General features: G+C 61.1%; 21 protein-coding genes and 6 pseudogenes. 15 read left to right on the forward strand and 12 right to left on the reverse strand.

Translation table 11 applies throughout. The features are described from left to right. The first annotated feature begins 70 nt into the window (after positions 1-70). Both HJC00_RS13855 and HJC00_RS13860 read left to right on the forward strand, forming a co-directional pair. Positions 71-1417 carry an extensin family protein gene (locus HJC00_RS13855; RefSeq protein ID WP_221164203.1) on the forward strand — a complete coding sequence of 449 codons (1347 nt, stop codon included), beginning with the start codon at positions 71-73 and terminating at the stop codon, positions 1415-1417. A gap of 115 nt (positions 1418-1532) precedes the next feature. Beyond that, positions 1533-1880: a CAP-Gly domain protein gene (locus HJC00_RS13860; protein WP_210630935.1), complete on the forward strand. Its 348-nt coding sequence runs from the start codon at positions 1533-1535 to the stop codon at positions 1878-1880. A gap of 77 nt (positions 1881-1957) precedes the next feature. On the opposite strand, the gene HJC00_RS13865 is transcribed toward HJC00_RS13860, so the two are convergent. Further along, positions 1958-2290 (reverse strand): NUDIX hydrolase, encoded by a 333-nt coding sequence (locus tag HJC00_RS13865; RefSeq protein WP_221153507.1) that lies wholly within the window; start codon positions 2288-2290, stop codon positions 1958-1960. Between the two features lie 97 nt (positions 2291-2387). Beyond that, positions 2388-2498, reverse strand: a pseudogene (locus HJC00_RS32545) (siderophore-interacting protein); the annotation flags it as partial. Positions 2499-2607: 109 nt separating this feature from the next. Here HJC00_RS32545 and HJC00_RS13870 point away from each other — a divergent pair. Together HJC00_RS13870 and HJC00_RS13875 are read left to right on the forward strand one after the other, a co-directional pair. After that, positions 2608-3567 carry an acetylxylan esterase gene (locus tag HJC00_RS13870; protein WP_221153508.1) on the forward strand — a complete coding sequence of 320 codons (960 nt, stop codon included), beginning with the start codon at positions 2608-2610 and terminating at the stop codon, positions 3565-3567. Then, positions 3564-4291, forward strand: a pseudogene (locus HJC00_RS13875) (esterase family protein). Before HJC00_RS13870 ends, HJC00_RS13875 begins: the two are co-directional and overlap by 4 nt. A gap of 48 nt (positions 4292-4339) precedes the next feature. Here the strand turns inward: HJC00_RS13875 and HJC00_RS13880 are convergent. Further along, a pseudogene (locus HJC00_RS13880) lies at positions 4340-4765 on the reverse strand (type II toxin-antitoxin system VapC family toxin). Beyond that, positions 4762-4961: pseudogene (locus tag HJC00_RS13885) on the reverse strand (FitA-like ribbon-helix-helix domain-containing protein). The pseudogenes HJC00_RS13880 and HJC00_RS13885 overlap by 4 nt, the downstream one beginning before the upstream one ends. Before the next feature lie 359 nt (positions 4962-5320). Here HJC00_RS13885 and HJC00_RS13890 point away from each other — a divergent pair. From HJC00_RS13890 to HJC00_RS13910, 5 genes are all read left to right on the forward strand, one after another. Further along, on the forward strand, positions 5321-6766 hold the full coding sequence (locus HJC00_RS13890) for an MFS transporter (RefSeq protein ID WP_221164204.1): 1446 nt from the start codon (positions 5321-5323) through the stop codon (positions 6764-6766). 127 nt (positions 6767-6893) lie between these two features. Then, the gene (locus HJC00_RS13895; protein WP_210630939.1) at positions 6894-7958 is read left to right on the forward strand and encodes a sensor histidine kinase; all 1065 of its coding nucleotides are present in this window, start codon (positions 6894-6896) and stop codon (positions 7956-7958) included. A gap of 200 nt (positions 7959-8158) precedes the next feature. Next, positions 8159-8710 (forward strand): DUF924 family protein, encoded by a 552-nt coding sequence (locus tag HJC00_RS13900; protein ID WP_221164205.1) that lies wholly within the window; start codon positions 8159-8161, stop codon positions 8708-8710. A 135-nt stretch (positions 8711-8845) separates the two neighbouring features. After that, on the forward strand, positions 8846-11368 hold the full coding sequence (locus HJC00_RS13905; RefSeq protein WP_221164206.1) for a mechanosensitive ion channel family protein: 2523 nt from the start codon (positions 8846-8848) through the stop codon (positions 11366-11368). A 111-nt stretch (positions 11369-11479) separates the two neighbouring features. Next, positions 11480-11746, forward strand: coding sequence for a hypothetical protein (locus HJC00_RS13910; protein WP_221164239.1), 267 nt, complete (start codon positions 11480-11482; stop codon positions 11744-11746). 27 nt (positions 11747-11773) lie between these two features. Here HJC00_RS13910 and arsC read toward each other — a convergent pair whose 3' ends face one another. From arsC to HJC00_RS13930, 4 genes are read right to left on the reverse strand one after another with little or no spacing between them, the layout of a single operon-like run. Further along, positions 11774-12196 (reverse strand): arsenate reductase (glutaredoxin), encoded by a 423-nt coding sequence (gene arsC / locus HJC00_RS13915; RefSeq protein WP_210630943.1) that lies wholly within the window; start codon positions 12194-12196, stop codon positions 11774-11776. Next, positions 12193-12888, reverse strand: a complete 696-nt coding sequence (locus HJC00_RS13920; RefSeq protein WP_210630944.1) for an MIP/aquaporin family protein — start codon at positions 12886-12888, stop codon at positions 12193-12195. Before HJC00_RS13920 ends, arsC begins: the two co-directional genes overlap by 4 nt. Further along, positions 12888-13418, reverse strand: a complete 531-nt coding sequence (locus HJC00_RS13925; RefSeq protein WP_221164207.1) for an arsenate reductase ArsC — start codon at positions 13416-13418, stop codon at positions 12888-12890. The genes HJC00_RS13920 and HJC00_RS13925 overlap by 1 nt, the downstream gene beginning before the upstream one ends. After that, positions 13415-13771, reverse strand: coding sequence for a helix-turn-helix transcriptional regulator (locus tag HJC00_RS13930; protein WP_221164208.1), 357 nt, complete (start codon positions 13769-13771; stop codon positions 13415-13417). The genes HJC00_RS13925 and HJC00_RS13930 overlap by 4 nt, the downstream gene beginning before the upstream one ends. Positions 13772-14077: 306 nt before the next feature. On the opposite strand from HJC00_RS13930, the gene HJC00_RS13935 reads away from it, so the two are divergent. The 3 genes from HJC00_RS13935 (at position 14078) to HJC00_RS13945 (ending at position 16695) form a co-directional block, all read left to right on the forward strand. Continuing rightward, on the forward strand, positions 14078-14359 hold the full coding sequence (locus HJC00_RS13935; RefSeq protein WP_221164209.1) for a hypothetical protein: 282 nt from the start codon (positions 14078-14080) through the stop codon (positions 14357-14359). Further along, entirely contained in the window at positions 14347-15177 is an 831-nt protein-coding gene (locus HJC00_RS13940; RefSeq protein ID WP_210630948.1) for a response regulator, read from the forward strand. Before HJC00_RS13935 ends, HJC00_RS13940 begins: the two co-directional genes overlap by 13 nt. 186 nt (positions 15178-15363) lie before the next feature. After that, complete coding sequence (locus tag HJC00_RS13945; protein ID WP_221164210.1) at positions 15364-16695, forward strand: diguanylate cyclase; 1332 nt, start codon at positions 15364-15366, stop codon at positions 16693-16695. Between the two features lie 227 nt (positions 16696-16922). Here the strand turns inward: HJC00_RS13945 and HJC00_RS33130 are convergent, their stop codons facing one another. From HJC00_RS33130 to HJC00_RS13965, 4 genes and pseudogenes are all read right to left on the reverse strand, one after another. Beyond that, positions 16923-17942 carry a GlxA family transcriptional regulator gene (locus tag HJC00_RS33130; RefSeq protein WP_041678677.1) on the reverse strand — a complete coding sequence of 340 codons (1020 nt, stop codon included), beginning with the start codon at positions 17940-17942 and terminating at the stop codon, positions 16923-16925. A 282-nt stretch (positions 17943-18224) separates the two neighbouring features. Next, the gene (locus HJC00_RS13955) at positions 18225-18425 is read right to left on the reverse strand and encodes a hypothetical protein (RefSeq protein ID WP_064803254.1); all 201 of its coding nucleotides are present in this window, start codon (positions 18423-18425) and stop codon (positions 18225-18227) included. 446 nt (positions 18426-18871) lie between these two features. Next, positions 18872-19393, reverse strand: a complete 522-nt coding sequence (locus HJC00_RS13960) for a TetR/AcrR family transcriptional regulator (protein WP_221164211.1) — start codon at positions 19391-19393, stop codon at positions 18872-18874. Then, positions 19356-19961: pseudogene (locus HJC00_RS13965) on the reverse strand (alpha/beta hydrolase); the annotation flags it as partial. The gene HJC00_RS13960 and the pseudogene HJC00_RS13965, both read right to left, overlap by 38 nt. Here HJC00_RS13965 and HJC00_RS13970 point away from each other — a divergent pair. The 3 genes and pseudogenes from HJC00_RS13970 to HJC00_RS13980 form a co-directional block, all read left to right on the forward strand. Beyond that, positions 19950-20363 (forward strand): annotated as a pseudogene (locus HJC00_RS13970) (TetR-like C-terminal domain-containing protein); the annotation flags it as partial. The pseudogenes HJC00_RS13965 and HJC00_RS13970 overlap by 12 nt on opposite strands. A 115-nt stretch (positions 20364-20478) precedes the next feature. Beyond that, positions 20479-20925 (forward strand): DUF1184 domain-containing protein, encoded by a 447-nt coding sequence (locus tag HJC00_RS13975; RefSeq protein ID WP_221164212.1) that lies wholly within the window; start codon positions 20479-20481, stop codon positions 20923-20925. Between the two features lie 304 nt (positions 20926-21229). After that, a complete protein-coding gene (locus tag HJC00_RS13980; RefSeq protein WP_210630952.1) occupies positions 21230-22624 on the forward strand; it encodes a selenium-binding family protein in 1395 nt (464 codons plus the stop codon). Positions 22625-22641 lie beyond the last annotated feature (17 nt).

Below are 22641 nucleotides of genomic sequence, written 5' to 3' on the forward strand. Positions count from 1 at the left end.
CCGTTTTTAATTAAAATTGGACCGAGTTTTTTCGGTCACTCTGCGGCCGGCCCATGGAAGCGATAAGAGTATGGCGTTTGTTTCCTTTCCGCGGCGAGCCTTCCTGCCCGTTCTGCTCTCGGCGGCGCTGACCACTTGTTCGATCAGCGACGGGCTGGTGCCACCGGCCAATGTCGACAACGGCACCCGGGTCAGTTCGATTTCACCGTCTCGCGGTGCAGCGCGTATGGCGCCCGCCGTGCGTATGGCGCGGGCGGAGCGCCTTGCGCCTGCGGAAACTCAAGCCTCATATCCCGTTTCCGGCGGGCCGGTCGGCAGCAGCCAGGGCTCGGTCGATTATCTCGATACGCCGAACCTTGCCGGCACCGGGCACGCGGCGCAGGCGCCGCGGACGCTGACGGCGCCGGAATCCCAGAGCCGAAAGCTGCCGATGATCGACAGCGATGAGGCGCTGGCGGCAGGCCAGCCGAACGGCAACTGGGGCGGCACGCAGAACCTTGCTGTCCCGTCCGGCGGTGTCAACATGGACGAGGAGCTCGGGGCCGAACCGGTCGTCGGGCTGGCGCAGGAACAACAGCAGCAGATCGCCGAGGGCAACGCCAGCGAACCTGTCGTCGACGGCATCGGCACCGACAACCCGGCTCAGATCAATCAGCCAGTGCGCCGGCCGGCGCCGCGGGCAATGCCGCAGCCGGCAGCCCAGGCTGAGATGAGCCGAGCCCCCGCCTGGAATGACGGCAGCCCTGTCTTGGAACCGACCCGCGTTCCCGAAGAGGACGAGAGCGAAGAAGTTGCGATGCTCCGGCCGAACAACCCGATGATGAGCCAGCCCGCAGCGCCGGTCGACCCGAGCGTCATGCCGGCTTCCGAGCTCGCCTGCCGGCGCGAACTGAAGCGTATGGATGTGCTTTTCGACGAGAAGCCGCCGATCTCGCAGGGACCAGCCTGCCAGGTGCCCTATCCGGTGTCGTTGAAGGGGCTTTCCGGCAATATCGGCGTGAAGCCGGCCGTGACGCTGAACTGCCAGGTGACGCTTGCCTTCGCCAAGTGGGTGAAGAACGAGCTGGCGCCGTCGGCCCGCTACCGCTACTGGAGCGGCATCAGGACGATCCAGCCGCTCGGCGGCTATTCCTGCCGCCGCATGAACAACAGCCGGCAGAGATATAATCCGATGTCGGAACACGCCCGCGGCAATGCCATCGACGTCGGCAAGTTCGTGCTGAAGAACGGCCACGCGATCGACGTGCGTAAGAAGGGCCTGTTCTCCTATCGCGAGGGCCGGCTCTTGAAGGCGGTGCGCAGCGACAGCTGCCGCTATTTCAATACGGTGCTCGGACCGGGCAGCAACCCGGAACACTGGAACCACTTCCATTTCGATCTGCGCTCCCGCAAGAGCGGCAAGGTCTATTGCGACTAGGCGAGGGCGCGGCTGCAGCCGCGGCAATTAGGCCCTGTCCCAAGAAAAGGGTTCATCCCGGCCGCCGGACGCGCTATGGACCGGCGAGGCGGATTGCTATTGGAAAGTCTGATCCATGAGCTATGAATTCCATGTCGGCCAGAAGGTCGTCTGCATCAATGATACCTTCAAGCATGTCAGCATCGACCAGCTCATCCGCAAGGGCGAGATCTATACGATCCGCTGGGTCGGCGAATATACCCATTATGTCGATGGCACCTTCATCGGCGTGAAGCTTGCGGAAATCCATCGCGGCAATGATGACGGACCGGAGGGCTATGGTGCCGCCGATATGCCCTATCGCGCGACGCGCTTCCGGCCGCTGATGAAGGACAAGATCGCATCACTGCGCAAGCTTTTGGCGCCGACACCGGATGCGCCGGCGGAGCCGAAAGAAAAGACCAGAAAGAAAGAGAAGGTCTGAGCGCGGTTGTGTCAGCCCGTCTTCAGGCTGAGTGACAGCCCGGTTTGCCTGCTGAGCTCGAGAACGCCATCGCGCGCTCAATCTTTGCTGTTCCCCTGGATGGTCAGACTCATAAGGATTTTACTGAGCTCAGGCAAAGCCAGCTCCGTTTCGCATTTGATTTCGGCGGCGCTAAACCATTTCAGCTTGGTGTGTTCGTCGTCAATCGGTCGCGGGCAGCCTCGCCACCGATCGATGCGATAGATATGGAACCTGGCGGATGTGGCGGATTGGCCTTGCCATCCGAACTTTGTCACAAATTGGCCGCCGGGAAGGCTCCAACGATCCGGATGCTGCCTGCGCCCGGGACTTCGCCTTGCGAGGAGAACGCTTCCATTCTCGATGAGGGCGCCCATCGCGATCTCAGGCATGTCGTCTTCTCCTTTATGTCGGCAAATGCCGGCGAGCCCGCGCTTTTTCCCGGCCGTCTCCCCGTGAGAGGATGGCGGCCGGGTCGGCTGTTCCGGCCTAACCAAATTTCTCAGTCGCATCGGCGTTACCCTGTACCCAATAGCCGGATGCCTTGATCCAGGCGAGTGGGTAGCCCCGCTCCAGCAGATGGGCGCGAATGGTACGTGTCGTCGGGCTTCCGCCGCGGTCCGGTGGTGTTGTGGCGATGCTGATGGTCGCCCCGAGTAAGTACGCGGCAAAACTTGCATGGCCCGCCTTTTCGCGGGACAAGGCTCGAATGAGCATTCCCAAAATACATCCCTTTGCCTTCGATCCGACCTACGGCATGCGGCTTCAGGAGCTTCTTGCAGTCGAGCCGCCGGAGGAGCCCGACGGCTTCGACTCATTCTGGGAGGCGCGGTACCGGAGGGCGCTGACGGTCGATCCGCGGCCGATGCTTTCGCGCAGCCCGCTCAGCCATCCGGATTGGCATGTGCTCGATCTCGTCTATCGCTCGACCGGTGATTTCAGGATCGGCGGCTGGCTGCTGCTGCCGCGTGAGGGGCAGGTGAAGCGCGGCCTCGTCGTCGGGCATGGTTACGGCGGGCGGGATCAGCCTGATTTCGATCTGCCGGTCAGAGAAACGGCGCTGATCTTTCCCTGCTGCCGTGGATTGTCGCTGAGCAGCCATCCGCCGATCTCTCAGAATCCGTCCTGGCATGTGTTGCACGATATCGACAATCGGGACTCCTATATCATCGGCGGCTGCGTCGAGGATATCTGGCTTGCCGTCTCCACACTTGTCGCGTTCTATCCTTGGCTCTTTGGCCATATCGGCTATAGCGGCATCAGCTTCGGCGGCGGCGTCGGGGCAATGGCGATCGCTTATGACGGGCGCATCGACCGCGGCCATCTGGCGCTGCCGAGCTTCGGCCACCAGCCGCTGCGGCTGAAGCTGCCGAGCGTCGGCAGCGCGCAAGGGGTGCAGGAATATCAGGCGGATCATCAAAACGTGCTGGAGACGCTGCGCTTCTACGATGCGGCGACGGCGGCGCGGCGGATCGATGTGCCGATGCTGACGGCAGTGGCGCTTTTCGATCCCGCCGTCGCGCCGCCCTGCCAGTTCGCTGTCGCAAATGCGATACGGAAATATAATGAAATCTTCATCCTGGACGCCGGTCATTTCGATTACCCTGGAAGCGCAGAGCAAGAGGCGGTTCTCCGCGATAAGATCGGACAGTTCTTCAGGGTGACATGAACCGCGAATATCTCAGCTGGTATAGTCCGCGCCTGCATCGGGAGATGGAGATCTTGGTGTTCGGCCATGCCGGCGCCAAGGTGCTGGTGTTTCCGACGCGGGAAGGACGCTTCTTCGAATATGAACAGCTCGGCTTGGTCGGAAGCCTTGCCGATAAGCTCTCCGCCGGCCATCTCCAGCTCTACTGCATCGAGGGACTGGCGGCCGACAGCCTCTACGGCTTCCACCATCATCCGGCCGAGCGCATCCGCCGGCATGCGGCGCTGGAGGATTATATCCTCCACGAGGTGCTGCCGCTGATGGCGGCGAAAAACCCGCATGATTGCACCGTCGTGCATGGATGTAGCCTCGGCGCCTTCCAGGCGGCGAGCCTTGTCTTCCGCCACCCGCATCTCTTCCGTAAGCTCGTCGCCTTTCTGGGCGCTACGACCTGACGATGAAGGTGGACGTGTTCGGCGACCTGTTTGACGGCTACTACGACGACAGCATCTATTTCCACACGCCGACGCATTTTCTGCCCGGCCTCGGCGCCGACTGGCGGCTCGAGCGGCTGCGCGAGATCGAGATCGTGCTGACCATCGGCGATGCCGATCCCTTCCTCGACAACAACCGCTATCTCAGCCGGCTGCTCGGCGAGAAGAACATCCGCCATCAACTGCATGTTTGGGACGGCCGCGCCCACCGCGCCGGCGCCTGGCGAAAGATGGCGCCACTCTACATCTGACCCCTGTGAGCCCGTCCGCTTTTTTCGCTCTGCCGGTTGCGGGAGATGTCAGCCGCGGTCCTCCCATGAATTGATCATGGGGATGCCGGCGGCTTCAAAGGGGCCGGTGTCGCGTGTGGCCACCATGAGGCCGCGTGCGGCGGCTGTGGCGGCGATGTAGCCGTCGGCCTTGCCGTTTGCTTTGCCTGCGGGCTTGGCTTACGCCATCAGGGCGGCATAGGCTTGTGCGGCGCCGAGGTCGAAGGGCAGCACGCGCCCCTCGAACAACGGCAGCACGTCGCCCTCCAGCCGGTCATGCAGAGTGGTGCGGCGCTTGCCGGCGGGCATGGCCGCAATGCCGAAACGCAGCTCAGCGACTGTGACGGCCGAGAGATAGAGGGTTTCGATAGCTTGGGCGTCTATCCACGCCAGCACACGCGGATCGGGCGTGAGCTTCCATGGTTCCGAAATCATGTTGGTATCGATGAGGATCATTCAAACCTCATCGGATCTGCCGGCGTCTTGTCGCGCAACTGGTCGAACAGTTCCGCCTCGGCATCGGTCAGCTCCGCTTCGCGAGCGATGGATGCCAGCAACGAACCGAGCTTCACCCGCTCGGGGGGCGGACGGCCGTCTCAAGAATGTCTCGAATTTCCGCCTCGGTGCTGCGGCCATGCGTGGCCGCCCGAATACGAAGCGCGCAAAGTCTCGCAGCTGAAACCTACGCCGATCCCTCAAATTTCGTTTGCAGGGCGTACCGCTACGGTGAAATCTGGCCTCGCTGGCGGATGGGCAGCAGGATATGGACCTCGACGCCGCTCCTGTTTTCCCGGGAGCGGATCAAACTTGGGCCTCGCTTCGGCGGGGCTTTTTTCTTGGCTGGGCGGGGGAATATTCCCGCCCAGTGCTAGATTTAGCCTTTCCGGCGTGATGCAACGGGCGTATTCAGCCAATGTGTGGTTCACATCCACGCTCCCCGCGCGGCAGATCTCCGATCGGCTTCCTTCCCGCTTGCCTGTCGCGTCATCCGGATTTTTCATTGGCAGCTTCATGACAACGGCAGAGACGAGCGAGAACGGGCAAGAGGTGGCAACTGGCCGTCAGGCGAAGATCGTGGCTCTGGTCGTTGCCGTTTCCTTCTTCATGCAGATCCTCGACGGCACCATCGTCGCCACCTCGCTGCCGCAGATGGCGGCAAGCTTCGGCGTGCAGCCGGTGTCGATGAGCATCGGCATCACCGTCTACATGCTGACGATGGCGGCCTTCATTCCATTGTCAGGCTGGCTCGGTGACCGCTTCGGCGCGCGCCGCGTCTTCCTGGTGTCGATCGGCGTCTTCACCGGCGCTTCGCTGTTCTGCGGGCTCTCCGGCAGCCTCACGGAATTCGTGCTGTGGCGTGCGCTGCAGGGGGCGGGCAGCGCGCTGATGACGCCGGTCGGTCGCATCATCGTGCTGAAAAACGCCCGCAAGTCTGAACTCGTGCAGGCAATCGCGCTGATCACCTGGCCGGCGCTGACGGCGCCCGTGGTCGGGCCCGTACTCGGCGGCTTCATCACCACCTATGCCAGTTGGCATTGGAATTTCCTGATCAACATCCCGATCGGCATCATCGGTATGGGGCTGGTGCTGCGCTTCGTGCCCGAACAGCGCGAGGCCAATCCCGGCCGGCTGGATATTCTCGGCTTTATCCTGAGCGCGGCCGGACTGACCCTGTTGCTCGCGGCCTTGGAGCTTTCGGTCAAATGGGAAGGCGGGCTTTGGCCCGTCATCTCATTGCTGGCGGCGGGCATGATGCTCTCTGTCATGGCGACGCGGCATTTCCTCGCCGTCGACAATCCGCTGCTCGACCTCTCGGCCTTCCGCGTCCAGACCTTCTCGATGTCGACGCTTTCGGCGGGCACGGCATGCCGGACGGCGATCAATGCGACGCCTTTCCTGCTGCCCCTTCTGTTCCAGCTTGGCTTCGGGCTGAGCTCGATTGCCGCCGGCACCTATCTGCTCGTCTATTTTCTCGGCAATTTCAGCATGAAGGCGGTGACGACGCCGCTCTTACGCTTCTTCGGCTTCCGCACCGTGCTCGGGCTCAATGGGCTGATCGCGGCCCTTTCAATCGTTGCCTGCGGTTTCCTGACGCCTGACACGCCGCCGTTTCTCATGCATGCGCTGCTCTTTCTCGCCGGCCTGTCGCGGTCGATGGAGTTCACGGCGCTGAACACGCTCGCCTTTGCCGACATCGGCCCGGCGCAGCGAAGCTCGGCCTCGACGCTGTCGAGCATGCTGCAGCAGATGTCGATGCTGCTCGGCGTTGCGGTGGCCGCCGCCGTGCTCAACATTTCCTCTGCTCTCAGGGGTGCGGCCAATCCCGTCTTGGCCGATTTCCGCTGGGCCTTCGTCGTGATTGGCGCGATCGGCATCGTCTCGTCGCTGCGTTTCCTGCAATTGCCGAAGGAGGCTGGCGCCGAAGTCTCCGGCCACCGGAAATTCCAGAAGAGCTAACCACCTGCGACATGAGCGAGGGATCAGCGATGTTTACCTCAGGCGGTCAATGCAATACGACAGTGCCCATGCCGACGACTCGGACCCTTGCGGCCGTCGTTGCTTAGAGAGAACGCCGGGAGACCGAATGAGCAATTCTAGCGGCGATGCGGATGGCCTGATCCACATCCTCTATATCGACGACGACGAAGGGCTCGCCCTCCTGATGCAGAAGAACCTTGCGCGGCGCGGCTTTTCGGTCGAGTGGGCGCAGAATGGTGCTGCCGGCCTTGCGCGGATCGCGGAGGGCAGCATCGACGCCGTCGTGCTCGATCATCTCCTGAGCGGCGAGACCGGACTCGACATTCTGCCCTGCATCACGTCCGTGCCGGATCATCCGCCGGTCATTTATGCAACGGGGTCGGATGACACCAGCATCGCGGTCGCGGCGCTGAAGGCGGGCGCCGATGACTACATGCTGAAGGGGATTTCGGCCGATTATTTCGACCTGCTCGCCGCCGCCCTCGAACAGGCGCTGGAGCGGGCGCGCTTCCGCCGCGAGACGGCGCAGGCGCAGGAGGTGATCCGCCAGCAGCGCGATCATGCCGAGTTGCTGCTTGCCGAAGTCAATCACCGCATCGCCAACAGCCTCGGCCTGGTCGGCGCGCTGATCCGCATGCAATCTTCCATGACCAGGGACCAGGTGGCGATCGACGCGCTGCACGAGACGCAGATGCGCATCAACGCCATCGCCAGCGTGCATCGCCGGCTCTACACCAACCGGCAGGTCGGCTCGGTGCAGGTGGATGAATATCTGAACAGCCTGCTGACCGAACTCGAAGCTTCGATGCGCGACGACAAGCGGCCGCACCGTATCGTGCTGACCGCAAAACCGGTCAATCTGGCGACTGACAAGGTGATCACGCTCGGGTTGATCGTCAGTGAACTCGTCACCAATGCTTTCAAATATGCCTATCCCGAGAGCGTCTCGGGCGAGATCCGCGTTTTTGTCGACCAGACGGACGGAGAATTGCACGTCATCGTCGAGGATGATGGAGCGGGGTTCGATCCAGAGGGCTCAGCCAGGGGAACGGGGCTCGGAACACGCATTTTGACGGCGATGGCCGCGAGCTTGAAATCGGATTTCGCTTACGACCCCAGGCATGAAGGGACGAGGGCGATGCTAGTGTTCTCGTTGCATGAGGAGAAGTAGGTAGAGGTGGAAGGTCACGATAAAGGGTGTGCCCGCGGCCCCCTCATCCGCCTGCCGGCACCTTCTCCCCGAGGGGAGAAGAGATTCGCGGCAACGTCTCGACTCCCTCTTCTACCCAACGGGAGAAGGTGCCCCCTTGTCCTATTTTTACAAGAGCTTGCCGGCATAACATCATGAACCTAACGCGACGGGAGGAAAGCATGACAACGATCCGCACACCTCGCGAAGTCCACGATTTCTGGTTCGTTCGATGCGGCCGCGAGCTATGGTTTCGCCCGCCGCCGGAACTCGATGTCGAGATCCGTGATATATTCCGCGATACGCATCTGGCGCTTGCCGCAGGCGTCGGCGACGAATGGCGGGCCGATCCGATGAGCCGGCTGGCGGCCGTCATCGTGCTCGATCAGTTTCCCCGCAACATCTATCGCGGCACTGGGCTTGCCGTTGCTACCGACGGGCTGGCGCTTCGGGAAGCCAAGCTTGCGCTTGCGGCCGGCGCCGACCAGGCGGTGGAACATGCATGCCGGACCTTCTTCTATCTTCCCTTCGAACATGCCGAGAACCTCGATGAGCAGGCGCGTTCGGTGGCACTGTTCACCGCGCTTGGCGACGAGGAATATCTCGATTATGCGATCCGCCACCATGAGATAATCGCCGCCTACGGGCGCTTTCCTCACCGCAATGCCATGCTCGGGCGGGAATCGACGGCAGCAGAACTCGACTATCTCTCCAAGCCTGGCGCGGGGTTCTGAGCTGTTTGGACGAACGTGCGCGGCATGGAACAGGCTCGGTGCAGGGCGCTTTAGGCATCTCCCGCCTTTCTGTCGCCTTTCTTTGCGATGAAAAGCGAGCATTCAATTTCGATGACAACCTTTCCGGAGGCCTTTTTGCGGCTGAGATCCATCCTGCTTCGCACCATTCTTCTCATGACGCTGGCGCTCGCCGGTGCGCATTTTGAGAGCGCAGCAGCCTTCGCGCAGGAACCGCAGCCGCAGGCGGCAGCAGAGACGCCGCCTGTCGATACGCCTTCCGCCCAGGCGGCGAAGGAGATCGAGAAGGCGAAGGTCCAGCTTGGTTCGCTGCAGGACAGCGTCAAGGAGAACGCCGATAATGACGATGCGCTGGTCGGGCTTGCGACCAAAGCCGACGAACTCAGCCGCGCCGTCATCACCATATCGGTCAACCTGAGGCCGCGTTTCGACCAGATCAAGAACCGGCTGACCGAGATCGGCGAGCCGCCGAAGGATGGGCAGCCGCCCGAGGCGCAGATCGTCACCGACGAGCGTAACGCGCTTGCCGCCGAGCGCGCGCAGATCAATGCGGTGACCGGTGACGCCGAAAACCTGTCGATCGCGGTGACGAAGCTCATGAACGAGATCATCGAGATGCGGCGGCAGCTTTTCGCCGATACGCTTTTCAGGCGCACCGAAATCTCGGTTTCCGTCCTTGACGATGCTGCGACTGCCTTCGTACGGGAGACTGGCGAATTTGCCACGGCGCTGTCGAGCTGGGCCACCTTCGTCTGGAAGTTCAAGCGCTTCCCGCTGTTCGCGGCGATCTTCCTGTCGCTCGCTTCGGCGCTCATTCTGCTTTCCGGCAGCTACCGACTGTTCGGCTCTTATCTGCGCCGGGACGAGGCGGTCGAGAACCCTTCTTATATCGGCCGGCTGTCGATCGCCTTCTGGTCGACGCTGATCCGCACGCTGGCGCTGGCGGTGCTGCTCGTCACCTCCTTCTTCTTCCTCAACAGTTTCAACGTGCTGCGGCCGGATATCGCGCCGGTCATCGGCGCGCTGTTCGGAACAATCGGACTCGTCTATTTTGTCGGTCGCTTCATCAATGCCATCTTTGCGCCGCACGAACCGCGCTGGCGGCTCGTCAAGCTTTCCAACCTCGGCGCGCGCTCAATCGGTTATTGCCTGCTGGCGATGGCAGTCATCAACGGGCTCGACTATCTCTTCAGCAGCATCGGCGAAGCGATGGGCTCACCGCTGGTGCTGACGGTCGTCAGAAGTCTGATCGCCGCGCTCATCATCGGCATCATCCTGATCGCGGTCTCCTTCGGCAAGCCGATGTTGGCGAGAAGCGGCGATCCCGACGCGCCTGGCAGACATTGGCCGCGCGGCATGGCGATCATCCTGCGCGTCGTCGGTGCCGCTTTGATCGTTACGGCACTTGCCGGCTACGTCGGACTTGCCCGCTTCGTCGCCACGCAGCTCATCATCACCGGCGCAGTCGTCGCAACCATGTATGTCGGCCTGCTCTCCGGCAAGGCGATCTCGCGGCAGGAAAGCTTCGGCGACACCTTCTTCGCGCGCTTCCTGGCGCGGCGCTTCAACCTCGGGCCGGTGGCGATAGACCAGGTCGGCCTGCTCGTCGGCCTTGCCATGTATGCGGTGGCGCTGCTCGTCGGCATTCCGCTGATCCTGCTGCTCTGGGGCTTCCATGTACAGGATCTGCAGCTTATCGCCTTCCGGCTGTTCACTGAGGTCAAGCTCGGCGGCATCAGCATCTCGCTGCTCGGAATCTGCACCGGCGTCCTGCTCTTTGCCGGCGTCTATCTGCTGACGCGCTGGCTGCAGCGCTGGCTCGACGGCAATGTCATGGCGCGAAGCCATGTCGATCTCGGCGTGCGAAATTCGGTCAAGACAGGCATCGGCTATCTCGGCGTCGGCATTGCCGCGATCATCGGCGTTTCCGCCGCCGGCATCGATCTGTCGAGCTTCGCGCTTGTCGCCTCGGCGCTTTCGGTCGGTATCGGTTTCGGCCTGCAGAACATCGTCTCCAACTTCGTCTCCGGCCTGATCCTGCTGGTCGAGCGGCCGTTCAAGGTCGGCGATCACGTCGTCTCCGGCACGGCCGAAGGTATCGTCAAGCGGATCTCGGTGCGGGCCACCGAGATCGAGACTTTCCGCAAGCAGGCGATCATCGTGCCGAATTCGGAACTGATCAACGGCCTCGTCGGCAATTGGACGCATCGCAACAAGATCGGCCGTTCGGAAATCCCGGTCTCCGTCAGCTACGACGCCGATCCGCAGATGGTGATGGATATTCTCTTGGAGTTGACCGCGAAGATTCCGCTCGTCATGCGCAATCCCGAGCCGCATGTCGAATTCCTGCGCTTCGGCCCCTATTCGCTTGATTTCGAGCTTCGCTTCTTCCTCGCCGACATGGGCGACGGCCTGACGGTGCGCAACAATCTCAGGATCGAGATCCTCAAGCGCTTCAAGGCGGAAGGCATAGAAATCCCGCTGCCACAGAGTGACCTTACCATCCATCGGGAGGCTGCCCCCGTCTTTCCCAATGCGGTTAAGGAGCATGCTGGCGGCGATGAGAATTCCAAGGATAGACCGGTGGAGGAAGAAGAGCGGCCGGTACGCCAACTGCGCGGGCGGGCAGCGGAGAGCTGAACAGCTTATTCAGCCATCATTCACAGGTCTATGTGCATGATCCCTCCATCGGGATCGCTGCCGAGGGCAGCACCGATCTTTCGAGGGGAGGGCGCGTCAGCGCCGCCGCATATGATGGCAAGATTTGCCGCCGTTCTGCTTGTCCCGCTGCTTGCCGCGCCGGCGGTCAATGCGGCATCCATCACCAACACCGATCAAGCCGCCGTGGTGCTCATCATCACCGAGGGCGGCCAGCGCGTCGAAGTCGTGGTCGATGCCGGCGCTTCCGAAAGCCTCTGCTCCTCCGGCTGCTTCATGACGACACCCGACGGCGACCGGATCGGGCTCGATGGCGGCGAGACGATCGACATCATCAAAGGCTCGGCGGTCGTCAAATAGGGTTGCGGACCTGTCAGGCTGGACGGCTCAGATAATGCGCTTGCCCTCCGCATCCAGGACCTTCTCGCCGTCTTCCTTGGTGAAGGCACCCTTGTGCGTCTCCGGCAGGATTTCCAGGACCACCTCGGAAGGCCGCGACAGGCGTGTGCCAAGCGGTGTGATGACGAAGGGCCGGTTGATCAGGATCGGCTCCGCCAGCATGGCGTCGAGAAGCTGATCGTCGGTCAGATCAGGATTGTCGAGGCCGAGTTCGGCATAGAGCGTATCTTTGTCGCGAAGGGCCTGGCGCACGGTGAGGCCGGCATCGGCGATCATTCTTGCCAGTTCCTCACGCGATGGCGGGTTCCTCACATAGTCGATGATATCAGGTTCGATACCGGCGTTGCGGATGATCGCCAGCGTATTGCGCGACGTGCCGCACGCGGGATTGTGGTAGATGGTGACATTCATAGTTTTGCCTCTGACGATAGCGTTGACGAAGCGCCAGGCTGTAACAGCCAGGTGAACAGGAGAAGGGCTGCGACAGCACCGGATATTTCGGCGATCCAGAATCCGGGAAGATCGATTGGGCGGATGCCGGAGAAAGTGTCTGTCAGCGAGCGGGCCAAGGCGACGGCCGGATTGGCGAAGGAGGTCGAGGCGGTGAACCAATAGGCGGCGGTGATGTAGAGGCCGACCAGCCACGGCACCGCCTTCTGCTCGAACCTGATGCCGGCAAGGATGATGGCGACCAGACCGAAGGTCGCGACACCTTCGGAAAACCATTGCGCGTCGCCGGTGCGCACCTTGCTCGACAACTCGACGATCGGCAGGGCGAACATTAGATGAGCGATGACGGTTCCGACAATGCCGCCGACGATCTGCGCGGCGACATATCCAGAGAGATCGCGTTTCGCCAGCGTGCGCGACATGGCAAAGACGAGCGAGACGGCCGGATTGAAATGGGCGCCGGAGATGGGTCCGAGAACGGTGATCAGCACCACCAGCATGGCGCCGGTCGCCAGCGTGTTGCCGAGCAGGGCAAGTCCCGTATCCGCGGTCAGCGATGCCGCCATGATGGCGGATCCGACGACGGTTGCGACCAGCATGGCGGTGCCGAGGGCCTCTGCGACCAGCCGGCGCGGTAGATCGAACGACGCCATCAGCCGGCGCCCGCCGGTTTAGCGGTCGAGCCCCCCATCGCGCCGATCTGGCGCAGATGCTGCTCCAGCGCCAGCTTGTCGATCGACGACAAGGGCAGGCTGAGGAAGGCCATGATCCGGTTCTTGAGGAAGCGGGCGGCCTGCGCGAAGGCACGGCCCTTCTCGACCTCGCTGCCCTCGACGGCGGCCGGATCCTCGACGCCCCAGTGAGCGGTCATCGGATGGCCGATCCAGACAGGGCAGGCTTCACCGTGGGCGGTGTCGCAGACGGTGAAGATGAAATCCATCTCCGGTGCTTCAGGTTTGGCAAATTCGTCCCAGCTCTTCGAGCGAAAGCCGGCCGAGGGATAACCGAGTGCCGCAAGCTCCTTCAGCGCCAAAGGATTGACCTCGCCCCTCGGCTGGCTGCCGGCGGAATAGGCCTTGAATCGGCCCTTGCCCTCGGTCTTCAGAATGGATTCAGCCAAGATCGAGCGGGAAGAATTGGCGGTGCAGAGAAAGAGCACATTGTAAACGCGGTCTGTGGTCACTGCAGTTCCTCCTTGTTTGCAGGTGCGCAGCATGCGGCGACAGTGGCAGCGGGGGCGCAGATCTCTGCATTTGCGCTGCAGCAATCCTCCATTAGGAAGCGGATCAGGCCGCCGAGCGCTTCGTAATTGGCCGTGTAGATGATCGAGCGGGATTCGCGCTGTTGGCCAATAAGGCCGGCTCGTTCCAGCTCCTTCAAATGGAAGGAGATGTTGGACGGGGAAACCTCCGCCTTTTCGGCGATGGCGCCTGCCGCCATTCCATCAGGACCCGATACGACAAGCATGCGAATGATGTGGAGGCGCGTTTCCTGTGAAAGCGCGCCAAATGCGGCGAGGGCTTGACGCTGATCCATATTTCAATAATCCTTGAATCATTGAAGCGATGATTAGCGCAAATGAATGCCATCGACAACAGTAGAATTCAGGAGACCGATATCGATCTCGGTATGCTGCTCAGCGTGCTTGCCGGCGCCAGGGACTCTTCCCTGTTTTTTACCATGACGGCCGGCCGGTGAAGCCGGGCTATCATATCACCGAGGTCAAGGCGGGCCAGTTTTCGGCCCGCGAATTGCTGCACAAGATCGAGGCGCGCTCGCTGGGTTTGCCGTCTGTGTCTGATTAATGCCTGCGTATCTAGGCGACAAACGCGGAGAGATCGAATGATCCGGACGCCCGCTACCAGGCGTCAACATGATAGAAGCGGCATGCGCTACGTTCATCCAGGCTGCAATGATCAAGCTCATGACACGAAGGCTGGTCCGCTATCCCGCTTTCTCGATCAGACTCTTAATCATATCCGCAAAGAAATCGCAGGCGCACCATTGCGCCGCGTGTTCATTTCGCAGCGGCAGATGCTGATTAATAATTATTCAAATCAATTGATGTATCGAATTGGCTCGGGGACAGAATTTACATCAAAGGTTTGCTTATGGCGTTTCTAGGTATTTCGGGGATGCAATATTCCGGGGAAATGTTTGCCGGTGCGCGGATTATTGTCGCGGAAGATTCCAACGTATTCACCTCCATGATCAGCAAGCGCCTGAAGGAGCTGTTCGACATCGATGTCGAGATCTGCCGCAGCTTCGAGGATCTGCAGTTTTCCTACGACAAGTCTTCCGACCCGATCACGCTGGCGATCTCGAACATCAACCTGCCCGGCGCCGAAAACGGCGAGGCGCTGGAATATCTGGTCGATCTCTCCATACCGACCATCGTGTTTACCGGCACCTTCCATGAAGGCATGCGCGACAAACTGATCGCCAAGGACATTGTCGACTATATCCTCAAAGACAATATTTTCGCCGTCGACCTTCTGGCGGAGTCGATCTGCCGGTTTCTGACCAATCATCGCCATCACGTGCTGATCGTCGACGACAGCGCGACGGCGCGCGCCCTGCTGTCGAGCCGGCTGAAGCGCTATAATTTCCGAGTGAGCACCGCCGAAAACGGCGCCAAGGCGCTGGAGATCCTGAAGGCCAGTCGCGATATCGGCCTGATGATCACCGACTACAATATGCCCGATATAGACGGCTTTGAACTGACGCGGCGCATCCGGGCTCATATCGGCTCGCACGAATTGCGCATCATCGGTGTTTCCTCGTCCTCGAACCGGCTGCTTTCGGCGCGGTTTCTGAAGGCCGGCGGCAATGATTTCATGCTGCGTCCCTTCATCGACGAGGAGTTCTACTGCCGCGTCAACCAGAATCTCGACACGCTGCTGCAGATTCAGTCCATGCGCAAGGAGCGGGCGGTTGCCTGACGGCCCTTCCAGGATCTGGATCGCGAGGAAGCCGGGGGCGATCGGCGCTGCCGGGCGCTGGATTTTTGCAATTACAGGTAACCAGGATATTTGTCCCCTTCACGCGGATGAGCCTCTCGGTTATCGTCCGCCGCGCCGGGGGAAGGGCCGAGTCGAGCCCATAAGGCGCAAGGGGGAATAGGGGCTGTGGCTTTTCAGGCGGATTTTCAGCGAGATGGCATCGGGCTGCGTTCCGGCGGGCTAAAGATACTTCTGGTTGAAGATTCTCGAATGTTTTCCGCCGTGCTTTGCCATCGGTTCCAAACGGAACTTGGCCTTGCTGTCAAATCCTGCTCGTCGCTGAAGGCGCTTCGCAGGGAACTTGCCGAAGACGGTCACGGCTACACCATGGCGGTCGTCGATCTGAACCTGCCGGATTCGCCCTATGGCGAGGCGCTCGACTGCACGATCGAGCACGATATTCCAGCAATCGTCTTCACCGCCACGTTCGATCTCAATACGCGCAACAGGATCATGGAGCGCAATGTCATCGATTACGTGCTGAAGGACAATGAGTTCGCGCTCGACAATCTGGTCGCCACCGTCCGCCGTGCGATCTCCAACCGCAAGACGCGGGTGCTCGTCGTCGACGATGTCGTCTCGGTACGCCAGGTTCTCGTCGATCTCCTTAAGGCACAGCAATATCTGGTCGTCGAGGCAAGCTCGGGGCTCGAGGCGCTGGCGGCGCTCGAAGCCTATAGCGATATCGAACTCGTCGTCACCGATCATCACATGCCGGATATGAGCGGCTACGAGCTGACGCGGCGCATCCGCCATCGCTTCGGTTCGGACCGGTTGCGCGTCATCGGCGTCTCCTCCTCCAATGATCGCATGCTGTCCGCGAGTTTCCTCAAAGCCGGCGCCAGCGATTTCGTCTACCGGCCCTTCGTGGCCGAGGAGCTGCAATGCCGCATCGCAAACAATGCGGAAACACTGGCGCAGATGCGCCAGTTGAGGGCCGCTGCGGCCTGCGACTATCTGACCGGCCTCTATAACCGCCGCTATTTCTATGACAATGGCCCGAAGCTGGTGAACGAGTGCTTGCGGTTGAAAGTGCCGAGCTCGGTCGCCATCCTCGATATTGACCACTTCAAGCGGCTGAACGACACATACGGCCACGAGATCGGCGACAAGGTGCTGAAAGCAGTTGCAAACAGGCTGTTCACGATCTTCGACGGCAGCGACAACCTGTTGTCGCGCCTCGGCGGCGAGGAGTTCGCCATCCTCTTTCCGCAGATGGACTCGGCCGCCGCCACCAAGCTCTGCGACGAGATCCGCTCGGATATTTCGCGGCTGAAGGTAACGGCCGACGACGAGGAACTCGGCGTCACCATCTCGATCGGCATCGCCGAAATCGGCGGCTATGAAACCTTCGAGAATTATCTCAACGCCGCCGACCAGTTCCTCTATATGGCCAAGCATCGCGGCCGTAACCAGGTCTATTCCGACGCCAGGATGACGGAAGAGGTGGCGCAGTAGGACTGCTTCCGGTAATTAGCCTCTCGCCACCGTCCGGTTTGCGCCAATGGCAGCCCCTCACCCTAACCCTCTCCCCGGTTAAACGGGGCGAGGGGGCATGCCAAATGCAGCGTTGAGGCTGAGGAAGCCGGTGCGGCGTATCCCCTTCGCCCCGCAAGCGGGGAGAAGGGGCCGGCAGGCGGATGAGGGGCCGACACGGCCCTATCACTCGGCGACCTTCCGATGCCTCAAGCCGCAACAGCCTGTCTTGCCGTCGCCATGGTCATCTTGCGCTCGGCGCGTTCCTGCTGCGGTGAGCGGTGGTAGAGTTCGCGATAACACTTGGAGAAATGCGAGGCCGAGACGAAGCCGCAGGCGACGGCGACCTCGACGACGGGCATCGAGGACTGAACCAGCAGGTGGCGCGCGCGGTCAAGGCGAATTTCCAGATAGTAGCGGGCCGGCGAACGGCCCATCTCCTGGCGGAACAGCCGTTCGATCTGGCGTCGGGAGAGGCCGGCGCCATCGGCGATCTCGATCAGCGACAGCGGCTCGGCGAGATTGCCTTCCATCAGCTCGATGATCGACAGAACCTTGGCGTTCTGCACGCCAAGACGGGCGCGCAGCGGCAGGCGCTGGCGGTCGTGCGGGTTGCGCACGCGGTCGGTCAGGTGCTGCTCGCAGATGCGGTTGACCAGGCTTTCGCCGAAATCCTCGCCAATCAGGTTCAGCATCATGTCGAGCGAGGCGGTGCCGCCGGCGCAGGTATAGAGATTGCCGTCGACCTCGTAGAGGTCGGCATAGACCTCCGCCTGCGGAAAGGCTTCGGAAAAGCCTGGCAGGTTCTCCCAATGGATGGCGCAGCGTTTGCCGTTCAGGAGGCCGGCCTGAGCCAGCACATGCGCGCCCGTACAGAGGCTGCCGACGGCGACGCCGCGATTGTAGCATTCGCGCAGCCAGGCATTGACGGATTTATTGTTGAATTCCTCGATATCGATGCCGGAACAGACGAGCACCATGCCGGGACGGTTTTCGCCGCCCAGATGCCGGCGTTCCTCGGCGAGCGAGGAATTTGCCTCGATGCCGATGCCGCAGGAGGAATAGACCTTCTCTCCGTCGACCGAGGCGAGCCGCCAGGTATAGGCCTGATAGCCGAGCATGCGGTTGGCGATGCGCAAGGTGTCCACCGCTGCCGAAAAGGGCAGCATGGTGAATTGCGGTACCATAAAGAAGACCAGTGAGCGCTTCTTGATCTGCATCCTGTTCATAGCGAAATCCATGCTCGAGGGGCGATGACATATTCGTTGCGCGGAATGCGTCGCGCCGATGTCCTAAAAGCGACAGTGGCATGGAAAAATGCGGCCGGGAAGAGCAAATATGCGACATTGACCGGAATTTGACCGGTCAAATCGCCGATCGGGGCAGAAGACAGGCTCATACGCGACTGAAATTCGGGGCTGAAAACGGCTGGGAACGGCACAGCGGACAGGAAAAAGGCGGCGTTGCGCGAGGCAGACGCCGCCCTCATCTCAGGAGGAATGTCGCATTCATTACATGGTCCGGTGTTTGCTGTCGTCGGTGCTCGGCCAGCCGATATCCTTGCGGACGTCAAACGGCATGGCTTCGATTTCACGGGCGGTCCGCCAGCGCGTCCAGGCAAGCACGAGCTTGTGGGCGTAATGGCCCAGATCGAAGCGGCCTTCGCCGGAGGTGAGGGTCTTGCCACCACCCCGATAGGTGAGCGTGGTCATTATCCAGTTCCTTTCCTGGGTCAGGGACATGGTCGTCGATGGGAGGTTCGTCCATGTCCACGCTGTTAATATGGGCGTCGGGAACTCATCATTCAAACGAATAGAGCTTATGGATAGCATCAACGATATTGAATGATCTCGGCGCCTCCCGACAATGGACCTCGTGGCCTCTATTGTCGGTACCAAGCACTTTGAACCCTGCGAGCGGAAGTGGGCTCTGGATGCCGCTGGCGTCTCTCCAACAGACGGCAAGCTTTTTTCCCTTTGGAAATGGCAGTTGAGCAAGATCGTGCCGCGAAGGCCAATGCAGCGAGCTGAATTCTGTATGCGAGGGCGGAGTGATCAGTGCCGAGTGTCGAGATGGGGCAGCTCGTCGTCGAAATTCCCGTTGCTGCCGGCATCATAGGTGTTCACGCTTCGACCACCGCCTCGGGAACCGAACACCGTCAACTGCACCATGATGGCTCGTGCGCGTTCGACCGCAGCGTCATTGTCCGCGCCTGCAGCACCAGTCGGTGCTGTTCCAGATCGTTTCTTTCAAACGCTCCTGCACTGGCTTGGCCGCTTTCAGCAGACTGGGTAAAGCAGAAACGCTGCTCGAAGAATCTCGCCGCCACGGCGTCCAGTACGGCAGCCTTAGTAGGGAAGACCTTGTACACGCTTGCCGGCGACTTTCCGATCAGTCGGGCAATATCGGTGACGTTCGTTTTCAATGGTCCGTATCGCCGGCACGCTGTGGTGGCAGCTTCGACAATGTGGGATCTCTCTTCTGCGCGTGACTCGATCGATGGATCAGGCGACTTTCCATTTGCGAGTCCTTTGGGCGTACGGCTTCGAATCCTATCGTCTCGAAGTGAAGCCCTGTCCGGCCGGTAAGTTGCCGGACAGGGGATTTCAGACGGATCCTCATCGCAGAATCCCGCTGAAGGCTCAGTACGAGATCTGCCCGTTGACGATCTTTCCATCATCGGAGGAAAGCTCCCGTTTCAGCGCATCGCGTGCCTCCGGACTGATGATGGCCACCGGAGCCGCAACGGCTACGCGCGCTGCCGAGCCGGCGAAGTTGGCCGCTGTCATCCCGATCTCATCGGCAACGCCTGCCTTTCCGCCCTCCAGGCTCTGCCCCGCCAGCCGCCGCCCGAGCATGCGCACGATCTCGGGACTGTCGGCGAAAGCGTTGTGGCCGAGCGGATCGCTGGTTGCGATGCCGCTCGTGTCGATCACGGAAACGCCGAGTTGGTCGAGAAGGGGTGCATAGGGTCTGAGATCGGTGCCGCCGACGCGGTTGACGCCACCCGACAGCCAGCCGGACACCTCCAGCGCCTTGTCGCGCGTCGATGTCAGGATCGCAAAGTGCGGCCTCTTCGGCCCCATTTCCGTGAACTGACGGCGAAACACGTCGATGTCGATGTCCGGGGATGCCAGGATGACATTCCTGACCTTGGACGGTATCGATTTCTCCCACATGGCAACACCGCGCAGGGCCTCCGCTGCAAGCCAGCCTCCCATGGAGTGGGCCAGGATCGTCACGTCGCTGCCATGGCAGGCGCCTACGTCTGTGGCGGCGTTCATAATCCTGCGCTTTACAGATTGATGTTCGGCGGCTACCTGACGGGCCAGGATAGCGACCGTCCGGCGATAGAGAGGACCGCTGCCTACAGGATGAAAGCCCTGATCGTGGATGCGATGAGCGGCGGCGCCTTGGGGTGCGAGATTCCGAACACCGCCGAAAACGAAAGCAAACTCGACGGTGCCATCCTGGTGTTCTGGTCGCAGTTGCATGGCCTGACGCTCCTGTTGGTGGACCGTCTCGTGGGGCCAGCCGAAGCGCTACGCGAACTGACCGACAGTGTCTTGCAGGCGATGCTGAACGGATTGGCAAATTACATTCCGGCGATACCGCCAGGCGTGTGGGTGGGCCCCCCGCTCGCTGACTAGAGAGAATTCGCCACGCTCCCGACATGCCGACATCTGCCCGGTTTGCAGGATCGGCTGCTATAGCTTGGCATGGTGTCGTTACAGCCGTGCTAGCTTCCTTTGAGAGGACAAACTCTTGAGCGAATACCTATCTGCTCTGATGGGGCTCGCAGGCGTCGCGATCGGCAGCCTGACCTCCTTTGTTACCACTTGGACGACTCAGCGATCACAGGCCAGGGAAAAGCAGCGCGACGCCGAGATGGCCAAGCGCGAAAAGCTTTTTTCCGATTTCATCGCTGAAGCCACACGGCTCTATGGTGACGCAATCAGCCACCAGAAGGACGACGTCTCCGATCTCGTCTTCTGTTACGCGTTAGTCGCCCAGATGCGGCTCTTTTCCACGCGCCCGGTTGTAGACGCGGCCGAGTTGGTGATGGAGAGGATTGTCGAGACTTATCTGGCTCCCAACCGCTCCCTCTCTGAGATCAAGGGTATGGCTAGATCAGGCGCATTGAACGTTCTACTCGAATTCGGCGAGGCGTGCCGGGTCGAGCTATCGGCAGATCGCCGCTCTGGTCGATAGTTTCGCCGATGAGATCAGCTTGCGAGCATTTCCTTGCGCGGATTGCTCGCAACAGTCCGAATCCCTGTCGCGCGCTCTCCCCACCATACAGCGTATGAGGGAACGCTGTGACTGCGGCACGATCGGTTCGGGCCTGAGCGCGCTCGCTACGATCGTCGTGTATATCCAATTTTGGCGGTAAGGCGCTTCAAGCGTTCAATCGAAGAAATAAGGCCGATAGGCCGTATTTCCGACGCGTTTTTGCCGCATCAACAGAGCCTGCATCAGGATCCACGCATGGGGAATACCAGCAGGGAGAATGGAGATGGCGACGTGGCGACCCGATCCTTCCTTCTATCCATCACCGCGCATGGCGGCCAAGGCTCCAAAGGAAACGCTCGCCTATGTTGCAGCGTTCGACCCAGAGCGAAGGCGACCGGATGCAATCGCCGTCGTCGACGTCGACCCGGCGTCTTCAAGCTATTCGCAGATTGTCGGACAGGTCGAGATGCCGAACCTTGGCGACGAGCTTCACCATTTCGGCTGGAATGCCTGCTCGTCCTGTCTTTGCCCCAATGCGCCGCATCCGCATGTCGAGCGGCGGTATCTGGTGGTGCCGGGCTTGCGGTCCTCGCGTCTGCACATCATCGACACCAAGCCGGATCCGCGCAATCCGAAGATCATTCGCGTGATCGAGCCTTCGGAGATTGCCGAAAAGGCGAACTATTCCCGGTTGCACACGACCCACTGCGGACCCGAGGGAATTTACATCAATGCGCTCGCCGATCGCGACGGCAAGGCGCCAGGCGGCATCTTCCTCTTGGATCACCAGAGTTTCGACGTGCTCGGGCAGTGGGAAATGGATCGTGGGCCGCAGAAGCTTGCCTATGATTTCTGGTGGCATCTCGGTCACGATACGATGATCACCAGCGAATGGGGCACGCCGGATACATTCGAGAACGGGCTGGTTCCCGAGGTGTTGCTCGGCTCGAAATATGGCCGCCGATTGCATTTCTGGGATCTGCACAAGCGCAAGCACCTGCAAGAGATCGATTTCGGCGAGGAGCACCAGCTCGTCTTCGAGCTGCGCCCGGCTCACGATCCGACCAAGGCCTATGGTTTTGTCGGCTGTGTCATCAGCCTCAAGGACCTCTCGGCCTCGATCTGGACATGGTATCGCGATGGAGACCGGTGGGCTGTGAGGAAAGTGATCGAGATTCCGGCGGAGCCGGCGGACCCGGATCTGCTACCTCCCGTACTCAAGGGGTTCAGCGCCGTGGCGCCGCTCGTCACTGACATCGACCTGTCGATGGACGACCGTTTTCTCTACGTCTCGTGTTGGGGCACCGGCGATATGATCCAGTATGACGTTTCCGATCCCTTCGCGCCGAAAGAAACGGGCCGAGTGCGGATCGGCGGGATCGTTTCGCGTACCTCCCATCCGAAGGCTGTAAACGGAGCGCTGAACGGTGGGCCACAGATGGTGGAGATCAGCCGCGACGGCAAGCGGATCTATTTCACCAATTCGCTCTATGGCGCCATCGATCCGCAATTCTACCCTGACGGCATCGACGGATGGATGGTCAAACTCGATGTCGGCGACGGTGGCGGCATCGCCTTCGACGAGAACTTTTTCGTCGACTGGCCGAAGGGTCACCGCCCGCATCAGGTCCGCCTCGAAGGCGGCGACTGCTCGTCCGATTCCTATTGTTATCCATAGGGAGGAGGGGGCGACAG

Source organism: Rhizobium sp. NLR22b (assembly GCF_019685295.1).
In the GTDB taxonomy this organism is placed as follows: domain Bacteria; phylum Pseudomonadota; class Alphaproteobacteria; order Rhizobiales; family Rhizobiaceae; genus Rhizobium.

Bases quoted from the DNA above. Each gene is read 5' to 3' on its own strand.
- HJC00_RS13855 (WP_221164203.1), top strand. From the start codon at position 71: ATGGCGTTTGTTTCCTTTCCGCGGCGAGCCTTCCTGCCCGTTCTGCTC.
- HJC00_RS13860 (WP_210630935.1), top strand. From the start codon at position 1,533: ATGAGCTATGAATTCCATGTCGGCCAGAAGGTCGTCTGCATCAATGAT.
- HJC00_RS13865 (WP_221153507.1), bottom strand. From the start codon at position 2,290: ATGCCTGAGATCGCGATGGGCGCCCTCATCGAGAATGGAAGCGTTCTC.
- HJC00_RS13870 (WP_221153508.1), top strand. From the start codon at position 2,608: ATGAGCATTCCCAAAATACATCCCTTTGCCTTCGATCCGACCTACGGC.
- HJC00_RS13890 (WP_221164204.1), top strand. From the start codon at position 5,321: ATGACAACGGCAGAGACGAGCGAGAACGGGCAAGAGGTGGCAACTGGC.
- HJC00_RS13895 (WP_210630939.1), top strand. From the start codon at position 6,894: ATGAGCAATTCTAGCGGCGATGCGGATGGCCTGATCCACATCCTCTAT.
- HJC00_RS13900 (WP_221164205.1), top strand. From the start codon at position 8,159: ATGACAACGATCCGCACACCTCGCGAAGTCCACGATTTCTGGTTCGTT.
- HJC00_RS13910 (WP_221164239.1), top strand. From the start codon at position 11,480: ATGATGGCAAGATTTGCCGCCGTTCTGCTTGTCCCGCTGCTTGCCGCG.
- arsC (WP_210630943.1), bottom strand. From the start codon at position 12,196: ATGAATGTCACCATCTACCACAATCCCGCGTGCGGCACGTCGCGCAAT.
- HJC00_RS13920 (WP_210630944.1), bottom strand. From the start codon at position 12,888: ATGGCGTCGTTCGATCTACCGCGCCGGCTGGTCGCAGAGGCCCTCGGC.
- HJC00_RS13930 (WP_221164208.1), bottom strand. From the start codon at position 13,771: ATGGATCAGCGTCAAGCCCTCGCCGCATTTGGCGCGCTTTCACAGGAA.
- HJC00_RS13935 (WP_221164209.1), top strand. From the start codon at position 14,078: ATGATCCGGACGCCCGCTACCAGGCGTCAACATGATAGAAGCGGCATG.
- HJC00_RS13940 (WP_210630948.1), top strand. From the start codon at position 14,347: ATGGCGTTTCTAGGTATTTCGGGGATGCAATATTCCGGGGAAATGTTT.
- HJC00_RS33130 (WP_041678677.1), bottom strand. From the start codon at position 17,942: ATGAACAGGATGCAGATCAAGAAGCGCTCACTGGTCTTCTTTATGGTA.
- HJC00_RS13955 (WP_064803254.1), bottom strand. From the start codon at position 18,425: ATGACCACGCTCACCTATCGGGGTGGTGGCAAGACCCTCACCTCCGGC.
- HJC00_RS13960 (WP_221164211.1), bottom strand. From the start codon at position 19,393: ATGATGGAAAGATCGTCAACGGGCAGATCTCGTACTGAGCCTTCAGCG.
- HJC00_RS13980 (WP_210630952.1), top strand. From the start codon at position 21,230: ATGGCGACGTGGCGACCCGATCCTTCCTTCTATCCATCACCGCGCATG.